This window comes from Pseudomonas sp. MYb2 (genome assembly GCF_002979955.1).
Lineage (GTDB): Bacteria > Pseudomonadota > Gammaproteobacteria > Pseudomonadales > Pseudomonadaceae > Aquipseudomonas.
This window is the reverse complement of the sequence record NZ_PCQC01000029.1, coordinates 20592-37512: the sequence shown is the minus strand read 5'-3', so window position 1 is coordinate 37512 and position 16921 is coordinate 20592. Positions and strand designations below refer to the sequence as shown.

Genomic DNA, 16921 nt, shown 5'->3' with positions numbered 1-16921 from the left:
TTAGCTCAGGCGCAGGCGACTGGCGCCCACCAGCCAGCTGTAAATCAGATAAAGCACCACGGTCGCCAGCAACAACAGCCCGCCCAGCGCGGTGGCCATGCCCCAGTTGATGCTGGTGTTGGTGTAGAAGGCGACGAAGTAGCTGACCATTTGATCGTTCGGGCTGCCGAGCAGCGCCGGGGTGATGTAGTAGCCGATGGCGAGGATGAACACCAGCAGACAACCGGCGCCGACACCGGCGTAGGTCTGCGGGAAGTACACCCGCCAGAAACTGGCGAACGGGTGGCAGCCGAGGGAAATTGCGGCGCGCATGTAGGTCGGCGAGATGCCTTTCATCACGCTGTAGATCGGCAGGATCATGAACGGCAGCAGGATGTGCACCATCGAGATGTACACACCGGTGCGGTTGAACACCAGTTCCAGCGGTTTATCGATGATGCCCATGGCCATCAGGCCGCTGTTGATCAGACCGCCCGATTGCAGCAGTACGATCCACGCAGCAACGCGCACCAGAATCGAGGTCCAGAACGGTAGCAGCACCAGAATCATCAGCAGGTTGCTTTGCCGCGATGGCAGGTTCGCCAGCAGGTACGCCAACGGATAAGCCAGCAGCAGGCAGATCACGGTGATGACCAGGCCCATCCAGAACGTGCGGGCGAAGATGTCGAGGTAGATCGCCTGATCCGGGGTCGCCGGGGCGATTTCGCCGAGGTCGTCGATGCGGTGATCGACGGACGCCAGCAGGTAATAAGGTGTGATGCTGCTGGTGTTGCGTTTCACCGCCTGCCAGTAGGCGGGGTCGCCCCAACGTTCGTCGAGTGCTTCGAGGGCTTCTTTATAAGAGGCCGGTTCGCTGGCGAAGGGCAGCGCCCGGGCAGTTTTGGTCAGCAGGCTGCGATAGCCGGCCAACTCCATGTTCAAGCGCTTGGACAGATCGCCCAGCGTCTGGTTTTTGCGCGCTTCGGCGAGGTCTTCGCCGGCGGCTTTGTAGACGGGTTCAGCGGGCAGGCCACGGCCGTCCCAACTGGCGATGGCCGCCACCGTGCGCGGCATGCCGCCGACCACTTCGGGGTTGCCGACGCTTTTGTAGAGCAGCGCCACGATCGGCACCAGAAACACCAGCAGCAGAAACAGCACCAGCGGCGCAATCAGCGCTTGAGCCTTCCAGCGGTTGACCCGCTCGGCGCGCTTGAGCTTCTGCTTCAAGGTGGGGCTGTTGCCCTCGTTCAGGGGAACGGCGATGGCCATGACGTACTCCGCAAATCTTTGATCGTTACAGAGGTGGTGAACCACCTCGAACTTTAGCTACTGATCGTTCCCACGCTCTGCGTGGTAACGCATCCAGTGACGCTCTGCGTCACAGGGACGCGGAGCGTCCCGGGCGGCGTTCCCACGCAGAGCGTGGGAACGATCATCCGGAAAGCCGTCGCCCGTATGCTCGGGTTATTTCGCAGCCCAGGAGTTGAAGCGCTGCTCCAGTTGCTCGCCGTTGTCAGCCCAGAAGCTGACGTCGATCTGCACCTGGTTGGCGATGTTTTCCGGAGTGGTCGGCATGTCTTTCAGGACATCCTTGGCCAGCAGCGGTACGGCTTGGGTGTTGGCCGGGCCGTAGGCGATGTTTTCCGAGTAGGTCTTCTGCTGTTGCGGCTGCACCGAGTAGGCGATGAATTTCTTCGCAGCTTCCGCGCGCTTGGCGTCCAGACCTTTCGGAATGGCCCAGGCGTCGAAGTCGTAGATACCGCCGTTCCATACCACTTTCAGGTTGGATTCTTTCTGCACGGCAGCGATGCGACCGTTGTAGGCCGAGCTCATCACCACATCGCCGGAAGCGAGGTATTGCGGCGGTTGTGCGCCGGCTTCCCACCACTGAATGCTCGGCTTCAGCTCATCAAGCTTCTTGAACGCGCGATCCTGGCCACCCTTGCTCGCCAGCTCTTTGTAGACGTCTTTCGGCGCCACACCATCGGCCATCAGCGCGAATTCGAGGGTGTACTTGGCGCCTTTGCGCAGGCCACGCTTGCCCGGGAATTTCTTGGTATCCCAGAAATCCGCCCAACTGGTCGGTGCGGTTTTCAGCTTGTCGGCGTTGTAAGCCAGCACGGTCGACCAAACGAAGAAACCTACGCCGCACGGCTGAATCGCGCCTTTGACGTAGTCTTCGGTTTTGCCGAACAGTGCCGGATCGAGTTGTTCGAACATGTCTTCGTCGCAGCCACGGGACAGTTCTGGCGATTCAACTTCCACCAGGTCCCACGACACGCTCTTGGTGTCGACCATGGCTTTGACCTTGGCCATTTCGCCGTTGTATTCGCCGGCGACGATCTTGCCGTTGCCCGCCGCTTCCCACGGTGCATAGAAGGCTTTGACTTGCGCCGCCTTGTTCGCCCCGCCAAACGACACCACGGTCAAATCCGGGCCAGCGGCCATTGCGCTGGCCGCACCCATCAGGCCCAGGGTCAGGGCGGTGAACTTCAGGGATCTCAACATTTATTGTTCTCTCCACGTGCAGGGTTGGTGTTGGTGTTGCCGGGGCGATTAATGCGCCTCTAGAAGTGGATCAAGCGCGCGAACGTGCTCGACCTGCCAGCCAAGCGGTACCACGTCACCGACCGCGAGCGCTGGATCGAGCTCGGCAATCGGTTGTTTCACGAAGAAGTCGGTCTTGCCGCAGACTTCCAGGCGCACCCGGACGTGGTCGCCCAGATAGATGAATTCCGCCACCCTCCCTGAGAAGCGGTTAACGCATTGATCGCTCGAACCGTTGAGGCTGACGCGCTCCGGACGGATCGACAGGGTCACCGGTTCGCCGGTCTGGCCGACATTGACCGCCAGCGCCTCGACCTTTTCGCCTCGGCCCAACTCGACCACGCAGCGCTCGCCGTTCTGGCTGAGCAGGCGACCGTTGAGGCGGTTGTTCTCACCGATGAAGTTGGCGACGAAAGTGTTTTTCGGTTCTTCGTAAAGGCTGCGTGGCGGCGCGATCTGCTGGATTTCACCTTGATGGAATACCGCAACGCGGTCGGACATGGTCAGCGCTTCACCCTGATCGTGAGTTACATAGACCACGGTCACGCCGAGGCGCTGGTGCAGGTGTTTGATTTCCATCTGCATGTGTTCACGCAGTTGTTTATCGAGGGCGCCTAGGGGTTCATCCATCAGCACCAGTTGTGGCTCGAACACCAGCGCACGGGCCAGTGCCACACGTTGCTGCTGACCACCGGACAGCTGCGCCGGGTAGCGCGAGGCGAACGCGTCGAGCTGGACCATGCTGAGGACTTTCTTCACCCGGTCGCTGACATCGCTTTTGTTCAGGCCACGGACGGTCAGCGGGAAGGCGAGGTTTTCCGCCACGGTCATGTGCGGGAACAGCGCGTAGTTCTGGAACACCATGCCGATGTCACGCTTGTGCGGCGGCACGTTGTTGATCGAGCGCCCGGCCAGCAGAATTTCACCGGCGGTCGGTGTTTCGAAACCGGCGAGCATCATCAGGCTGGTGGTCTTGCCGGAACCGGACGGCCCGAGCAGGGTGAGAAATTCGCCTTTGCGAATGTCGAGGTTGAGGTCTTTGACGATCAGGTTCTCGCCGTCGTAGCTCTTCTGCACTCCACGAAAGCTGACCAGCACATCACTGGCCCCTGCGTTTGTATCGACCTGGCTCATACCCACACCTTTGTTGTTGATGACTGCTTGTGGATTAAGCCTAGTGGTTGCTGACAGGCACGCAAATCGGGGCGCAGGAGAGAATCGCCTCAGCCGGATGGAAGGTTGGGGGTAGGGATTGCCCTACAAGGATGGCGCTAACAGGTAAGGCAGTGGCGAGGGTTGAGCTGCGAGCCGTAAGAACAAGCCAAAGCGCGTGTCGCTTATGGACATGCCCGAAATTTCCGGCGCTATGGAGATCCCCTGTAGGAGTGAGCCTGCTCGCGATAGCGGTGGATCAGTCACTGCAGTGTTGACTGAGAGAAAGCTATCGCGAGCAGGCTCACTCCTACATTTTGATCGCGGTGACTGTTAGAGGAGTTTGTGCTCCATCGCGTATTTGACCAGTTCAGCCAGCGAGGTGATGTTGAGCTTTTGCATCAGCCGCGCCTTGTGGGTGCTGATGGTTTTGCTGCTCAGCGCCAGTTGCTGGGCGATGTCGTTGACGTTGGCGCCTTGGGCCAGGCGCTCGAACACCGAGAATTCGCGTTCGGACAGCAGCGAATGCAATGGCCGCGTGTCAGTCAGGCCGACTTCAAACACCATGCGGTCCGCCAGATCCGGATCGATATATCGCCCACCCGCCGCGACCTTGCGAATCGCCGTGAGCAACAGCGCCGGATCGCTGTCCTTGGTCGCATACCCGGCGGCGCCGACTTTTAATGCTCGCGCAGCCATCTGCGCTTCGTCGTGCATCGACAACACCAGAATCGCTGGCGGGTTGTTCAATGCACGGATGCGCGGGATCGCTTCGAGGCCGTTGACGCCCGGCATGGAGATGTCCAGCAACACAACCTCGCACGGCACGCTGCGCAGGGTTTCGAGTAACTGTTCACCATTGCTCGCCTCCCCCACCACTTGCAGATCCTTGGCCAGGCCGATCAATTGCTTGATGCCTTCGCGGACGATGGTGTGGTCTTCGGCTACCAGTACACGGATCACTCGCACTCTCCTCGGTTGTTGTTTTTAAGGGCAAAAGATCGCAGCCTGCGGCAGCTCCTACATTGATCGCATTCCCCTGTAGGAGCTGCCGTAGGCTGCGATCTTCTAGCGATCCAAAGGTACCCAGACATTCAGACTGGTACCCTCCCCCGGCTCACTCTCCAGCTCCAACCGCCCGCCCATGATCAACACCCGCTCACGCATGCCGACCAGACCAAACGAAGTCGGCCGACTGGCAGCGGCTACAAATCCTACGCCATCATCACTGACCGTCAGACACAATTCGTCGCCTTCCAGCGCCAGCGTCAGCTCCACAGTATGCGCCTGAGCATGGCGCATCACGTTGGTCAGCGCTTCCTGCAAAATCCGGAACAGGCCAATTGCCTTGGCATCACTGAGCGCCGGCAGATTGTCCGGCACCTGCACCAGACACGGGATCTGTGTGCGCGCCTCAAATCGGCGCGCCTGCCATTCGATCGCCGAGGCAATCCCGGCGTCGAGAATCGGCGGTCGCAGCGCCGTCGCCACATCGCGCACCAACTGGAACAGCTGGGCGATCAGGCGCTTCATGCTGTTCAATCGCTCGTTCAGACCGGGGTCGAGTTGCGCGTAGGCCAATTCGCACATCGATGTCTCCAGTTTCAGCACCGTAAGCATCTGCCCTAACTCATCGTGAACCTCGCGGGCAATCCGCGCCTTCTCTTCTTCACGCACGCTCTCAAGGTGCGCCGACAGTTCGCGCAACTGCTCACGGGATGCCGCCAGCTCAAGCTCGATACGCTTGCTCTCGGTGATATCCCAGACGATGCCATCCCAAACGTAGGCGCCATCCTCCAGTTGACGGGTAATCGCCTTGATTTCTGCCCAGCGTTGCTCGCCCTGACGCGTGAGGATTCGACCCTGCCATGACCAGTCGCTATCGGTGTCCAGCGCCTGATCCTGAGTGCGGTGGTAACTGGCCTTGTCATCCGGATGCACCAGACTTCGCAGGCCCATGTCGCGATGAGCAATAACGGCCGGCGCGTAACCGACCAGGCTTTCGCTGCCTTCACTGATGTAGGCAAAGTCGATCTGCCCGGTCACCGGCGCGCGCTCCAGCCGGAAAACCAGCCCCGGCACATTCGCCGCGATGCCTTGCAGGCGGGCCTCGCTCTCCTGCAAAGCCGCCAGCGCGCGACGGCGTTCGGTGACGTCAGTGAGATAAACCACCAGGTATTCGCTGTCGCGAAAGCGCAGAAAACTCAGCGACACGTCCGCCGGCAAAACACTGCCATCGGCGCGCACGCAACTGGTCTCGAAACTCAGCGGCCCCTCTTCACTGGCCCGCGCGCGTTTCCACAGATTGAGCCAGCGATCCATGTGCAGGCCCGGCTCGAAGTCGATCAGCGGTCGCTCGATCAGTCCGCCCGAGGGATAACCGAGCATGACTTCGGCGGCACGGTTGGCGTAACGCACATGGCTGTCCCAATTCACCCAGAGAATGCCGACGGTGCTTTGATCGATGGAAAACTGTGTCAGCCGCAAGGCTTCTTCGCTGGCGGCGCGCAAGGCGATGTCTTCTCGGGCGGCGAGCAAGCGCTGTTCAAGGCTGTGCTGCTGGCGTCGTTGCCAGAACACAATGGCCACGCAACTGAACAGCATCACCGCGAACAACAGGCTGAGGTTCTGCCAGAACCCCGGCGACTCCGACAGTCGCGGGTATTTCGGTTGCAGCCATTGATTGTGCAACTGCTCCAGATCCTTGGCCGGGATAGCGCGTAAAGCACTCTGGACGATGCCGGCCAGTTCCGGCCAATCGCGGCGCGAGGCGACCCGCAACAACTGCGGCAGACCGATATCACCGACCACCACCAGTTCGGCGAACTCCGGCTCTGCCGACAGACGCCCGAGCTGCGCCTCATCGACCACCGCGTAAGCCGCCTGCTGACTCAACAGCAACTGCAGCGCCTGACGCTCCAGCGGCACGTCTTGCAGGTTCAGATGTGGGTAGGTGCCGCGCAGATAATCGGCCGTGTTACTCGGCATCCGCACCGCCACGCGAGTCTGGTTGTCGAGTTTTTCCAGATCGACGACAGCGCCGGCCTTCTGATCGCTGACAATCAGTTGCGGCACGCGCATGTACGGATCGGAAAACTGCCACAGGCGCAGTGCGCTCGGGGTCTGACTCAGGCCCGGAGCGATGTCGATCTCGCCTTCGCGCAGCGCCGTTTCCAGTTGCGCCAGGTCCTGAAAATTGCGCCAGCTCAGTTCGACGTTGAGCGCCTTGGCCAGCAACTTCATCAACTCGACGTTGGCCCCCGACAGCCGCTGCAGGCGTCGATCGTAGGTTGCATACGGCGCCTGCAACACCAGACCGACGCGCAACTCATTGTGTTGCGCCAGCCATTGCTGCTGGCTCGCCGACAACTGCGCCGCGTGTGTCGGTGGCGCAGGCGCCGCCCAGCCCATCAAGGGAAACCACAAACAGCCGATAACCCACAGGCAGCAAAATCGCTTCATTGAAGTCTCATACACTGACAAATTCTGACCAACCCATTAGGCTGCCGGGATACTTTCTGGCCTGGAATAACCGATGCCCTCTGTCTACCGCCTGGCAATGCCAGCATTGTGCCTGTCGCTGATCCTGCCTTGTGCGTTTTCCGTCGAAGCCGCCGATCCGGCACCTGCCGCCGCCACGGAAAAACCTGCCGAAGAAAAACCCGCCGAACGCCAGCCACTGCTTGAGCGTAGTCAGGAAGAGGCGGCCGCACTGGAACGTAAGGTCCCGGCGCAAGAACAGCAACAATTGCAGGCGGGCAGCGATACATTTCTCGCCCTGTGGAAACCGGCCAACACCGCCGACCCCAAGGGCGCAGTGATCATCATCCCCGGCGCGGGCGAAACCGCTGACTGGCCGCAGGCAATCGGCCCATTGCGGCGCAAATTGCCGGACGCCGAGTGGAGCAGCCTGAGTATCACTCTGCCCGATCTGCAAAGCGATGCCATCGCACCGCGGGTGATCGAGCCTGCCGCCGCGCCGAAAGCGCCGGAAACCGGCAGCAAGGATGCCACCACCGCGCAGCCGATTGAGCAAGCCGCTGGCGGTGAAGCCGAAGTGGCCGATCAAGTGGTCGCCGAAACCACTGAAGAGCAGTCCAAGGCTGACGCCGAGCGAATCTTCGCGCGCATCGACGCGGCGATTGCCTACGCCGAGCAACAGAGCGCGCGCAGCATTGTCGTGCTTGGACACGGTACCGGTGCCTATTGGGCCGCACGCTACCTGAGCGAAAAACAAACTTCGCAGGTCGAGAAATTTGTCATGGTTGATGTGCAAACGCCGACCAAGGCCAAACCGGCACTGGTCGAACTGACGCCGACACTGAAGCTGCCGACTGCGGATATTTTCTACATGGACAAGCCGCTGGATCGCAACGCCGCGCTGGAGCGCATGCAGGCAAACAAGCGCTTGAAGACCTCGGCGTTCAGCCAGGTCGCGCTCAAGGCGCTGCCGGATAACAAGGCTGAACAGGAACAATTGTTCCGCCGGGTGCGTGGCTGGTTGAATCCGCAGAGCACCGACTGACCGGTAGACCGAGTCGCCCCCTTCGCGAGCAGGCTCGCTCCCACACTGGATCTGCGTACACAAACCATTGTGGGAGCGAGCCTGCTCGCGAAGGGGCCGGTGCAGGCAAGAAAGATCTAACCGTTAGCGAAAATCCCGCCGCTCACGAACCAACGTGTAGGCATTGTGCAACTCCCGGGTTTTCTCGGTCGCCTCCCGCACCTGCGCCGCCGTTGCGCCGGTGCCGGCAATCTTGTCCGGGTGATGCCGGCTCAACAGCCGCCGGTACGCCCGTTTGATCTGCGCCGGCTCACTGGTCGCCGATACCCCAAGCAATTTCATTGCTTCCTGATAACTCACCGCCGCACTGACGATCGGGCGCTTGCCCGGCTCGTAATCACTGGCCAGTGCCTGCACCTGCTGCGTCGTCCAGCCCAGCCACTTGCCCCACTGCGCCAGCAACTCACGCTCGCTGACACCCGCGCGACCATCGGCCCAGACCATTCGCCAACAGGCGCGCAATACGCCTTCGGCAGCATGCGGTTGCGTACTCAGACGTTTCAGATAACCGCGCAGATGATCACTGCCGGACTTGCCGCGATTGAACGCGGCAATCGCCCGACGCGTTGCCGGCTCGCCCATCTCCAGCGCGCGCATCTCGTTGCGCGCCTGCTGGATATGCCCGTCGGTGACCCGACCGTCACTTTTGGCCAGACGCCCAAGCAGCACAAACAACAACTCGTCGTTGCGCAGCATTGGCCGCCCGCCGAGCTTCTCGCGCAAATGCCCCCAGCTCTGCAAATGCAGACGCCGATCCAGCGCCTGCCCCAACAATGCCCCAAGCATGGCCCCCGGAATGCTGGCAATCGCAAAACCCGCTCCGGCTCCAATCAGAGTCCCTGGCCACAACATGTCAGCGACTCGCTTCTATCAAGGTTTCAGCTTCGGCGAGACGCTCGTGGGTGCCGACATCCACCCAGTGACCCTTTAGCCGCTCGCCAGTGACTTCACCGTCCGCCATGGCTTTGCGCAATAGAGGTGCGAGCTTGAAAGCACCGTCCGCGCAGCCGTCGAACAGTTGCGGATGCAGCACAGCGATGCCGCTGTAAGTCAAAGTCGCCGCGTCCGGCTGGCCGTCGAACACTTGCCCGTCGATCAGAGAAAAGTCGCCGGTGGGGTGATGCGCCGGATTGTCCGCCAGCACCAGATGCGCCAGACCATTAATCGGCTGGTGCAGCACGCTGAAGTCGTAATCGGTCCAGATATCACCGTTGACCACCAGAAACGCATCATCGCCGAGCAACGGCAGCGCACGGAAAATCCCGCCGCCGGTTTCCAGTGGCTCGCCTTCCGGCGAGTACTCGATGCTCACGCCGAATTGCGAGCCATCGCCGAGGTAATCCTCGATCTGCTGACCGAGCCACGCATGATTGATGACGATCTCGTTGAAGCCGGCTGCCGCGAGGGCGCGCAGGTGATACTCGATCAACGGCACGCCGCCGGCACGCACCAGCGGTTTTGGAGTGGTCAGGGTCAGCGGGCGCATGCGCTCGCCTTTGCCCGCCGCCAGAATCATTGCCTTCATACTGTTGCTCCACCCCGCAGGCTGGTGAACAGCGCTTGCAGCTCGGCCAGCTCAGGACGACGGGCAGTCACTGCTTCTATATAGGAGAAGAAGCGCGGCACGTCGGCCAGGTAACGCGGCTTGCCGTCGCGATGGCAGATGCGCGCGAAAATGCCGATCACTTTCAGGTGACGCTGCACGCCCATCAGGTCGCTGGCGCGCAGGAAGTCTTCGAAGTCCGGCTGCACCGGAATGTTCAGCGCCGAGGCTTGCTGCCAGTAACTTTCCAGCCAGCCACGCACGCGCTCTTCAGGCCAACTGAGGAAGGCGTCCTTGAACAGGCAGGTCACGTCGTAGGTCACCGGGCCGTAAACGGCATCCTGAAAATCCAGCACGCCAGGGTTCGGCTCGCTGAGCATCAGGTTGCGCGGCATGTAATCGCGGTGCACCAGGACTTTCGGCTGGGCCAGGGCGCTGTTGATCAACAGATCGCTGACACGCTGCCATTGCTGCTGCTGGGCCGTATCGAACTCGACGCCGAGTTCACGCTTCACGTACCACTCGGGGAACAGTTCCAGTTCACGGCGCAGCAACGCAACGTCATAACTCGGCAACGGTGCCACCATCGGCAACTGCTGAAAAGCCAGCAGCGCTTGCAGGGCATCGCTGAACAATTGCTCGGCATTTTCGCCATCGATCACGTCGAGATAGGTCTTGTTGCCCAGGTCATTGAGCAAAAGAAATCCACGATCGAGGTCTTCGGCATAAATTTTCGGCACATTTATTCCGGATTTCGCCAGCAAAAACGCGATATCCACGAACGGTTTGCAGTTTTCCTGCGGTGGTGGCGCGTCCATCACGACAAAGCTGCGACCGGCTCCTTCCCAACGGAAGTAGCGACGGAAACTCGCGTCGCTACTGGCCGCGATCAACGTGGCCGGGGGCACGGCGCCCCAACCCTGATCTGCAAAAAGGATTGCCAACTGCTCATCGAGCCAAACTTTCAGGTGTTGCAAGCGTACATCTTGGTCAGGCATTGCAAGGGTCTCCGACGGCGCTAGCCGTCAAGCGGGTCATGCTTTATTATCCAGCATCTTTTTCAGACCATCGAGAGGCGTGCGGCCCACACCGCGGGCAGATGGCACGCAGGAAGCCCGGACTAATAAGATGGCATTGAAATCCCCCGCGTTTCGTAAAAAATTTCCGTTGTTGGTAACCGGCAGTCTGCTGGCTATGCAACCTCTGGCCAGTCAATTCGTTGTCGCCGCCGAGCAGTATGACTGCTCCGTCTCGGCTTCGGGTGGTTGGGCCTGTGCGCCCAAGACGTCGGCAGCAGCATTGCCGCCACGTCCAGTGCACGAGGGCAGTGCCATCAGCGCCACCGGCGACGCCCCGGCCGAAAATGGTTCGGTTGCCGACACAGGCCCTAAAACGGCACTGGTCACCGAAGCCAAAGGCCGTGGCCTGAAATCCCGCAGCGAAGACTTCAGTCATCTCGACTGGGTTCCGCGCGAGAAACTCACCGCCGCCCAACTGGCCGAGACCGGTCCGTATTGCTCTGGTGCCTACATCGAGCCGACTCGTCCTGGCATGAATGACAAGACGAATAAAAGCGATGCTCCGACCTTTATCGGCGCAAAAGCTTCGCGCTATAACACCGATGATCAAGTTGGCACCCTGGCCGGTGATGTTGTCCTGCGTCAGGGCAGCATGCAGGTCGAGTCCGATGAAGCGAGCCTGTACCAGGCCGAGAGCCGCGCCGAACTCAATGGCGATGTGCGCATCCGTGACAACGGCGCGCTGATCGTCGGCGATCACGCCGATGTACAGCTCGACACCGGTGAAGCCAAGGTCGACAACGCCGAATACGTGATGCACAAGTCGCGCATCCGCGGTAACGCGCTGTACGCCAAGCGTGCCGAGAACGCGATCATCCGCTTGAAGGACGGCACGTACACCACGTGCGAACCGAACAGCAACGCCTGGCAGCTCAAGGGCAACAACATCACCTTGAACCCGGCGACCGGTTTCGGTACTGCGACCAACGTGACACTGCGGGTCAAGGACATTCCGATCCTGTACACGCCGTACATCTACTTCCCGATCGACGACCGTCGCCAGTCGGGCTTCCTGCCGCCGACCATCGGCACCGGCAGCGATACCGGCTTCATGCTGGTCACTCCGTACTACTTCAACCTGGCGCCGAACTACGATGCCACGTTGTATCCGCGTTACATGAGCAAACGCGGCATGTTGGTGGAAGGCGAATTCCGTTACCTGACCAAGTCGAGTGAAGGTCAGTTCGGCGCGGCGTATCTGAACGACGAAGATACTGATCGCAGCAAACAGACCGACTACGAAAAGAATCGCTACATGTACAACTGGCAGCACAAGGGCGGTCTCGACTCCCGTGTGCTCACCCAGGTTGACTACACCAAGATCAGTGATCCGTACTACTTCCAGGATCTGACCACTGACCAGATTGGCGTGAAGAGCGAAGACTTCGTCAACCAGCAGGGTTCGGTGACTTACCGTGGCGACAGCTACACCGCTCGACTGAACGCTCAGGCGTATCAGCTGGCGACCGTGTCGAACATCACCCCGTATGACCGTCTGCCGCAGATCACCTTCAATGGTCGGCTGCCGTATCACCCGGAAGGCCTGAACTTCGATTACGAGACCGAACTGGTTCGTTTTGATCGTGATCTGGAAAACGGCAACTTCACCAATGAAGACGGCACTGTCGAGTCCCGCCTCGACAACAACGTTACCGGCTTGGCTCGCGCCAACGGCGACCGTCTGAATCTGAAGCCAGGTGTGAGCCTGCCGATGAACTGGACTTATGGCTTCCTGAAGCCGTCGCTCAAGTATCAGTACACTCAGTACCAGCTTGATCTCGACGGTACCGGCAAGTCGCAGATTGCTGCTCAGACTGCCGAACAGCAGAAGATCAACGGCAAGTTCGACAGCAATCAGAACCGTGGCGTACCGATTGCCAGCATCGACAGCGGCCTGTACTTCGACCGCAACACGTCGTTCTTCGGCAAGAACTACCGCCAGACCCTGGAGCCGCGCCTGTTCTACCTCTACGTACCTGAGGTTGATCAAGAAGACATTCCAGTGTTCGACACCAGCGAATACACCTTCAACTACGCCTCGCTGTTCCGCGACAACCGCTTCTCCGGCTCCGACCGTGTCGGTGACGAGAACAAACTGTCGCTGGGCGTAACCAGCCGCTGGATCGAAGACGACGGTTTCGAACGTCAACGCATCAGCGTCGGTCAGGCGTTGTACTTCAAGGATCGTGAAGTACAGCTGCCGGGTATCGATGCGAAAACCCGCGACGATGCCCAGGCCAATGTCTCGCCTTACGCCCTGGAATACGAATATCGCTGGAACCGCGATTGGCGGACCACGGCCGACTACAACTGGGATCCGGACAGCCGCAGCCCACGTTCCGGCAGCGCGATGTTCCACTACCAGCCGGAAGACAACCCGAACAAGGTCGTCAACCTCGGCTATCGCTATCGCAACGACCAGGTTCGTTACGACCAGAACACCGGTAAATGGTCGGTGGGTGGTGGTGACTATGGCACCCCGGGCCAACCGAACTACGTGAAGGACTACTACAAGATCCAGCAGCATGACTTCTCGGTCATCTGGCCGATCGTTCCGCAGTGGAGCGCGATCAGCCGCTGGCAGTACGACTACAACCGCAACCGTACGCTGGAAGCCTTCGGTGGTTTCGAATATGACAACTGCTGCTGGAAACTGCGCCTGATCAACCGTTACTGGGTCAGCTATGACGAATTCAGTCAGAACGCCCCGGAAAACGAAAAAGGCGACCACGGCGTCTTCCTCCAAATTGTTCTGAAGGGACTCGGCGGCCTTACCGGCGCCAAGGTAGAGAGCTTCCTCGACAAAGGCATCCAAGGTTATCGTCAACGTGAAGACCAAGCTTTCTGATTGTCTGCGCCCGCTGATGCTGGGCGCGCTGTTCCTGGGTACGGCGGCCAACGCCGCCGTACAGTCCATCGATAAAGTGGTAGCGATCGTCGATAACGACGTGGTCATGCAGAGCCAACTGGACCAGCGCGTCCACGAAGTTCAGCAGACCATCGCCAAGCGTGGGGGTGGTTTGCCACCGCCAGGCGTGCTGGATCAACAGGTGCTTGAGCGCCTGATCGTCGAGAACCTGCAATTGCAGATCGGCGAACGTTCCGGCATCCGTATCACCGATGAAGAGCTGAACCAGGCTGTCGGTACGATTGCCCAGCGCAATAACATGACAGTGGATCAATTCCGCGCCGCTCTGGCTCGCGATGGTCTGTCTTATGACGACGCTCGTGACCAGATCAAACGCGAAATGGTCATCAGCCGTGTGCGTCAGCGTCGTGTGGCAGAACGCATTCAGGTTTCCGAGCAGGAAGTGAAAAACTTCCTCGCCTCCGACCTCGGCAAGATGCAACTGTCCGAAGAGCTGCACCTGGCCAACATCCTGATCCCGACGCCGGAAAGCGCCAACTCTGACGCCATTCAGAGCGCTGCCCGTCAGGCCATGGAGGTTTACCAGCAACTCAAGCAAGGCGCCGACTTCGGTCAAATGGCCGTTGCCAAGTCCGGCAGCGACAACGCTCTGGAAGGCGGCGACATGGGCTGGCGTAAAGCCGCGCAACTGCCACCGCCGTTCGATCGCGAGCTGAGCAGCATGGCGGTTGGCGACATCACTCAGCCTGCACGCACTCCAGGTGGTTTCATCATCCTGAAGCTGCTGGCCAAACGTGGTGGCGAAGCGCAGATGCGTGACGAAGTGCATGTCCGCCACATCCTCGTCAAACCAAGTCCGATCCGTGACGAAGCCAAGACTCAGGCGCTGGTGCAATCGCTGTACGAGCGCATCCTGGCCGGTGAAGATTTCGCCGAACTGGCGAAGAACTACTCCGAAGACCCGGGTTCGGCCCTCAACGGCGGTGACCTGAACTGGATCGATCCGAACGCACTGGTGCCGGAATTCCGCGAAGTGATGGCCAAGACCCCACAAGGTCAGCTGTCCAAGCCATTCCAGACCCAATACGGCTGGCACGTTCTGGAAGTCCTTGGCCGCCGCGCCACCGACAGCACCGAACAAGCCCGCGAGCAGCAAGCCATGACCGTACTGCGTAACCGCAAATACGACGAAGAGCTGCAAACCTGGCTGCGTCAGATCCGTGACGAAGCGTACGTAGAGATCAAACTCCCTGGTGCAGACCAGGCAGCGCAGTGAAACCCCAGCGTTTCGCGCTGACACCCGGCGAACCAGCCGGCATCGGTCCCGACCTGTGCCTGCTGCTCGCCTCGCAAGCCCAGCCACATCCCCTGATTGCCATTACCAGCCGCGACCTGCTCAAAGAGCGGGCCGCGCAGCTGGGGCTGGCCGTCAACTTGCTGGAGGTCGGCCCTGATCACTGGCCGAAAGCCCCGGCGCCTGCGAACAGCCTGTACGTCTGGGATACACCGCTCAGCGCCCCCGTGGTTGCCGGGCAACTGGACAAGGCCAACGCCGCGTTCGTCCTCGAAACCCTGACCCGCGCCGGCAATGGCTGCCTCAACGGCGACTTCGCCGGGATGATCACTGCGCCTGTGCACAAGGGCGTGATCAACGAATCGGGCATCGCGTTCTCCGGACACACGGAATTTCTCGCTGACCTGACCCACACCGCACAGGTCGTCATGATGCTGGCGACACGCGGTTTGCGCGTTGCACTGGTCACCACTCACCTGCCCCTGCGTGACATCGCCGATGCGATCACGCCAGAGCGCCTGGAGCGGGTCACGCGGATTCTGCACAGCGAACTGCAAAACAAATTCGGCATCGCCCAGCCACGCATCCTCGTCTGCGGGCTCAACCCGCACGCGGGTGAAGGCGGACATCTGGGCCATGAAGAAATCGACATCATCGAACCCACCTTAGAGCGCCTGCGCAGCGAGGGCATGGACCTTCGTGGCCCGCTGCCCGCCGACACTCTGTTTACCCCCAAATATCTGGAGCACTGCGACGCAGTGCTGGCGATGTACCACGACCAGGGCTTGCCTGTGCTCAAGTACAAAGGCTTCGGCGCTGCCGTCAACGTGACCCTGGGTTTGCCAATCATCCGCACGTCGGTCGACCATGGCACCGCCCTGGACCTGGCCGGCAGCGGCAAGATCGACACCGGCAGCCTGCAAGTCGCCCTGGAAACCGCCTACCAGATGGCCGAGACCCGTTTATGACCGAGCAATACCAACACAAGGCGCGCAAACGCTTTGGCCAGAACTTCCTGCACGATGCCGGCGTCATCGATCGCATCCTGCGCTCCATCAGTGCCAAGTCTGGAGACCGCCTGCTTGAAATCGGCCCGGGCCAGGGCGCACTGACTGCCGGTTTGCTCAACTCCGGCGCGCAACTGGACGTGGTGGAACTGGACAAGGATCTGATCCCGATCCTCAATCAGCAGTTTGCCGGCAAGAGCAACTTCAACCTGCATCAGGGCGATGCGCTGAAGTTCGACTTCAACACGCTCAATGCCGCGCCGAACAGCCTGCGCGTGGTCGGCAACCTGCCTTACAACATCTCGACGCCGCTGATTTTTCACCTGCTGAACAACGCCGGCATCATTCGCGACATGCACTTCATGCTGCAGAAAGAAGTGGTCGAACGCCTCGCTGCTGGCCCGGGCGGTGGTGACTGGGGTCGTCTGTCGATCATGGTTCAGTACCACTGCCGCGTGGAACATCTGTTCAATGTCGGCCCCGGCGCGTTCAACCCGCCGCCGAAAGTCGACTCGGCGATCGTTCGCCTGGTGCCGCACGCCGTACTGCCGCACCCGGCCAAGGATCACAAGTTGCTGGAGCGCGTCGTGCGCGAAGCGTTCAACCAGCGCCGTAAAACCCTGCGCAACACGCTCAAGCAATTGCTCAGCAATGCCGAGATCGAAGCCGCTGGTGTCGATGGCAGCCTGCGTCCGGAGCAACTGGACCTGGCCGCGTTCGTACGCTTGGCTGACCAACTCGCCATACAGGTTCCGGCCTCCCCCGCCGCCGACTGACAAGCGATGAGCGCTATCGGGCAGGACGCCACTCTGGTTTACTGCCCGATACTTGCCTAGACTGATTCCCCATCAGCTACGCCCCGCGTTCCGCTTCGTTTAAGGCCCCTT

At 60.5% G+C, this 16921-nt stretch carries 13 protein-coding genes; 5 read left to right on the top strand and 8 right to left on the bottom strand.

The annotated features are described in order from the left end of the window. The 5 genes from CQ009_RS28545 to CQ009_RS28525 all read right to left on the bottom strand — a co-directional run bounded on the left by CQ009_RS28545 (position 1) and on the right by CQ009_RS28525 (position 7140). Entirely contained in the window at positions 1–1248 is a 1248-nt protein-coding gene (locus tag CQ009_RS28545) for an ABC transporter permease (RefSeq protein WP_008084125.1), read from the bottom strand. A gap of 195 nt (positions 1249–1443) precedes the next feature. After that, positions 1444–2487 carry an ABC transporter substrate-binding protein gene (locus tag CQ009_RS28540; RefSeq protein WP_008085222.1) on the bottom strand — a complete coding sequence of 348 codons (1044 nt, stop codon included), beginning with the start codon at positions 2485–2487 and terminating at the stop codon, positions 1444–1446. Positions 2488–2535: 48 nt separating this feature from the next. After that, complete coding sequence (locus tag CQ009_RS28535; RefSeq protein WP_105709376.1) at positions 2536–3660, bottom strand: ABC transporter ATP-binding protein; 1125 nt, start codon at positions 3658–3660, stop codon at positions 2536–2538. A gap of 351 nt (positions 3661–4011) precedes the next feature. Further along, complete coding sequence (locus CQ009_RS28530) at positions 4012–4641, bottom strand: response regulator transcription factor (RefSeq protein ID WP_064390776.1); 630 nt, start codon at positions 4639–4641, stop codon at positions 4012–4014. A gap of 105 nt (positions 4642–4746) precedes the next feature. Further along, positions 4747–7140 (bottom strand): PAS domain S-box protein, encoded by a 2394-nt coding sequence (locus CQ009_RS28525; protein ID WP_105709375.1) that lies wholly within the window; start codon positions 7138–7140, stop codon positions 4747–4749. Between the two features lie 73 nt (positions 7141–7213). Here CQ009_RS28525 and CQ009_RS28520 point away from each other — a divergent pair, with 73 nt between their 5' ends. Further along, positions 7214–8203 (top strand): alpha/beta hydrolase family protein, encoded by a 990-nt coding sequence (locus CQ009_RS28520; protein ID WP_105709374.1) that lies wholly within the window; start codon positions 7214–7216, stop codon positions 8201–8203. 123 nt (positions 8204–8326) lie between these two features. Here the strand turns inward: CQ009_RS28520 and CQ009_RS28515 are convergent, their stop codons facing one another. From CQ009_RS28515 to CQ009_RS28505, 3 genes are read right to left on the bottom strand one after another with little or no spacing between them, the layout of a single operon-like run. After that, positions 8327–9094: a DnaJ domain-containing protein gene (locus CQ009_RS28515; protein ID WP_105709373.1), complete on the bottom strand. Its 768-nt coding sequence runs from the start codon at positions 9092–9094 to the stop codon at positions 8327–8329. Between the two features lies 1 nt (position 9095). Beyond that, entirely contained in the window at positions 9096–9767 is a 672-nt protein-coding gene (gene murU / locus CQ009_RS28510; protein ID WP_105709372.1) for an N-acetylmuramate alpha-1-phosphate uridylyltransferase MurU, read from the bottom strand. Beyond that, positions 9764–10783 carry an aminoglycoside phosphotransferase family protein gene (locus tag CQ009_RS28505; protein WP_105709371.1) on the bottom strand — a complete coding sequence of 340 codons (1020 nt, stop codon included), beginning with the start codon at positions 10781–10783 and terminating at the stop codon, positions 9764–9766. The genes murU and CQ009_RS28505 overlap by 4 nt, the downstream gene beginning before the upstream one ends. 130 nt (positions 10784–10913) lie before the next feature. Between CQ009_RS28505 and CQ009_RS28500 the strand changes: the two genes are divergently transcribed. Genes CQ009_RS28500 through rsmA form a run of 4 tightly spaced genes read left to right on the top strand, consistent with a single transcriptional unit; the run spans position 10914 to position 16810 of the window. Next, positions 10914–13712 (top strand): LPS-assembly protein LptD, encoded by a 2799-nt coding sequence (locus CQ009_RS28500; protein WP_064390782.1) that lies wholly within the window; start codon positions 10914–10916, stop codon positions 13710–13712. Further along, the gene (surA, locus tag CQ009_RS28495) at positions 13693–15009 is read left to right on the top strand and encodes a peptidylprolyl isomerase SurA (protein WP_146117577.1); all 1317 of its coding nucleotides are present in this window, start codon (positions 13693–13695) and stop codon (positions 15007–15009) included. The genes CQ009_RS28500 and surA overlap by 20 nt, the downstream gene beginning before the upstream one ends. After that, complete coding sequence (pdxA, locus tag CQ009_RS28490) at positions 15006–15995, top strand: 4-hydroxythreonine-4-phosphate dehydrogenase PdxA (protein WP_105709370.1); 990 nt, start codon at positions 15006–15008, stop codon at positions 15993–15995. The genes surA and pdxA overlap by 4 nt, the downstream gene beginning before the upstream one ends. Beyond that, on the top strand, positions 15992–16810 hold the full coding sequence (gene rsmA, locus CQ009_RS28485) for a 16S rRNA (adenine(1518)-N(6)/adenine(1519)-N(6))-dimethyltransferase RsmA (RefSeq protein ID WP_064390784.1): 819 nt from the start codon (positions 15992–15994) through the stop codon (positions 16808–16810). Before pdxA ends, rsmA begins: the two co-directional genes overlap by 4 nt. Positions 16811–16921: the final 111 nt, after the last annotated feature.

What these genes read in the sequence shown, in the direction of transcription:
- CQ009_RS28545 (WP_008084125.1), bottom strand. Translation starts at nt 1,248, where the DNA reads ATGGCCATCGCCGTTCCCCTGAACGAGGGCAACAGCCCCACCTTGAAG.
- CQ009_RS28540 (WP_008085222.1), bottom strand. Translation starts at nt 2,487, where the DNA reads ATGTTGAGATCCCTGAAGTTCACCGCCCTGACCCTGGGCCTGATGGGT.
- CQ009_RS28535 (WP_105709376.1), bottom strand. Translation starts at nt 3,660, where the DNA reads ATGAGCCAGGTCGATACAAACGCAGGGGCCAGTGATGTGCTGGTCAGC.
- CQ009_RS28525 (WP_105709375.1), bottom strand. Translation starts at nt 7,140, where the DNA reads ATGAAGCGATTTTGCTGCCTGTGGGTTATCGGCTGTTTGTGGTTTCCC.
- CQ009_RS28520 (WP_105709374.1), top strand. Translation starts at nt 7,214, where the DNA reads ATGCCCTCTGTCTACCGCCTGGCAATGCCAGCATTGTGCCTGTCGCTG.
- CQ009_RS28515 (WP_105709373.1), bottom strand. Translation starts at nt 9,094, where the DNA reads ATGTTGTGGCCAGGGACTCTGATTGGAGCCGGAGCGGGTTTTGCGATT.
- murU (WP_105709372.1), bottom strand. Translation starts at nt 9,767, where the DNA reads ATGAAGGCAATGATTCTGGCGGCGGGCAAAGGCGAGCGCATGCGCCCG.
- CQ009_RS28505 (WP_105709371.1), bottom strand. Translation starts at nt 10,783, where the DNA reads ATGCCTGACCAAGATGTACGCTTGCAACACCTGAAAGTTTGGCTCGAT.
- CQ009_RS28500 (WP_064390782.1), top strand. Translation starts at nt 10,914, where the DNA reads ATGGCATTGAAATCCCCCGCGTTTCGTAAAAAATTTCCGTTGTTGGTA.
- rsmA (WP_064390784.1), top strand. Translation starts at nt 15,992, where the DNA reads ATGACCGAGCAATACCAACACAAGGCGCGCAAACGCTTTGGCCAGAAC.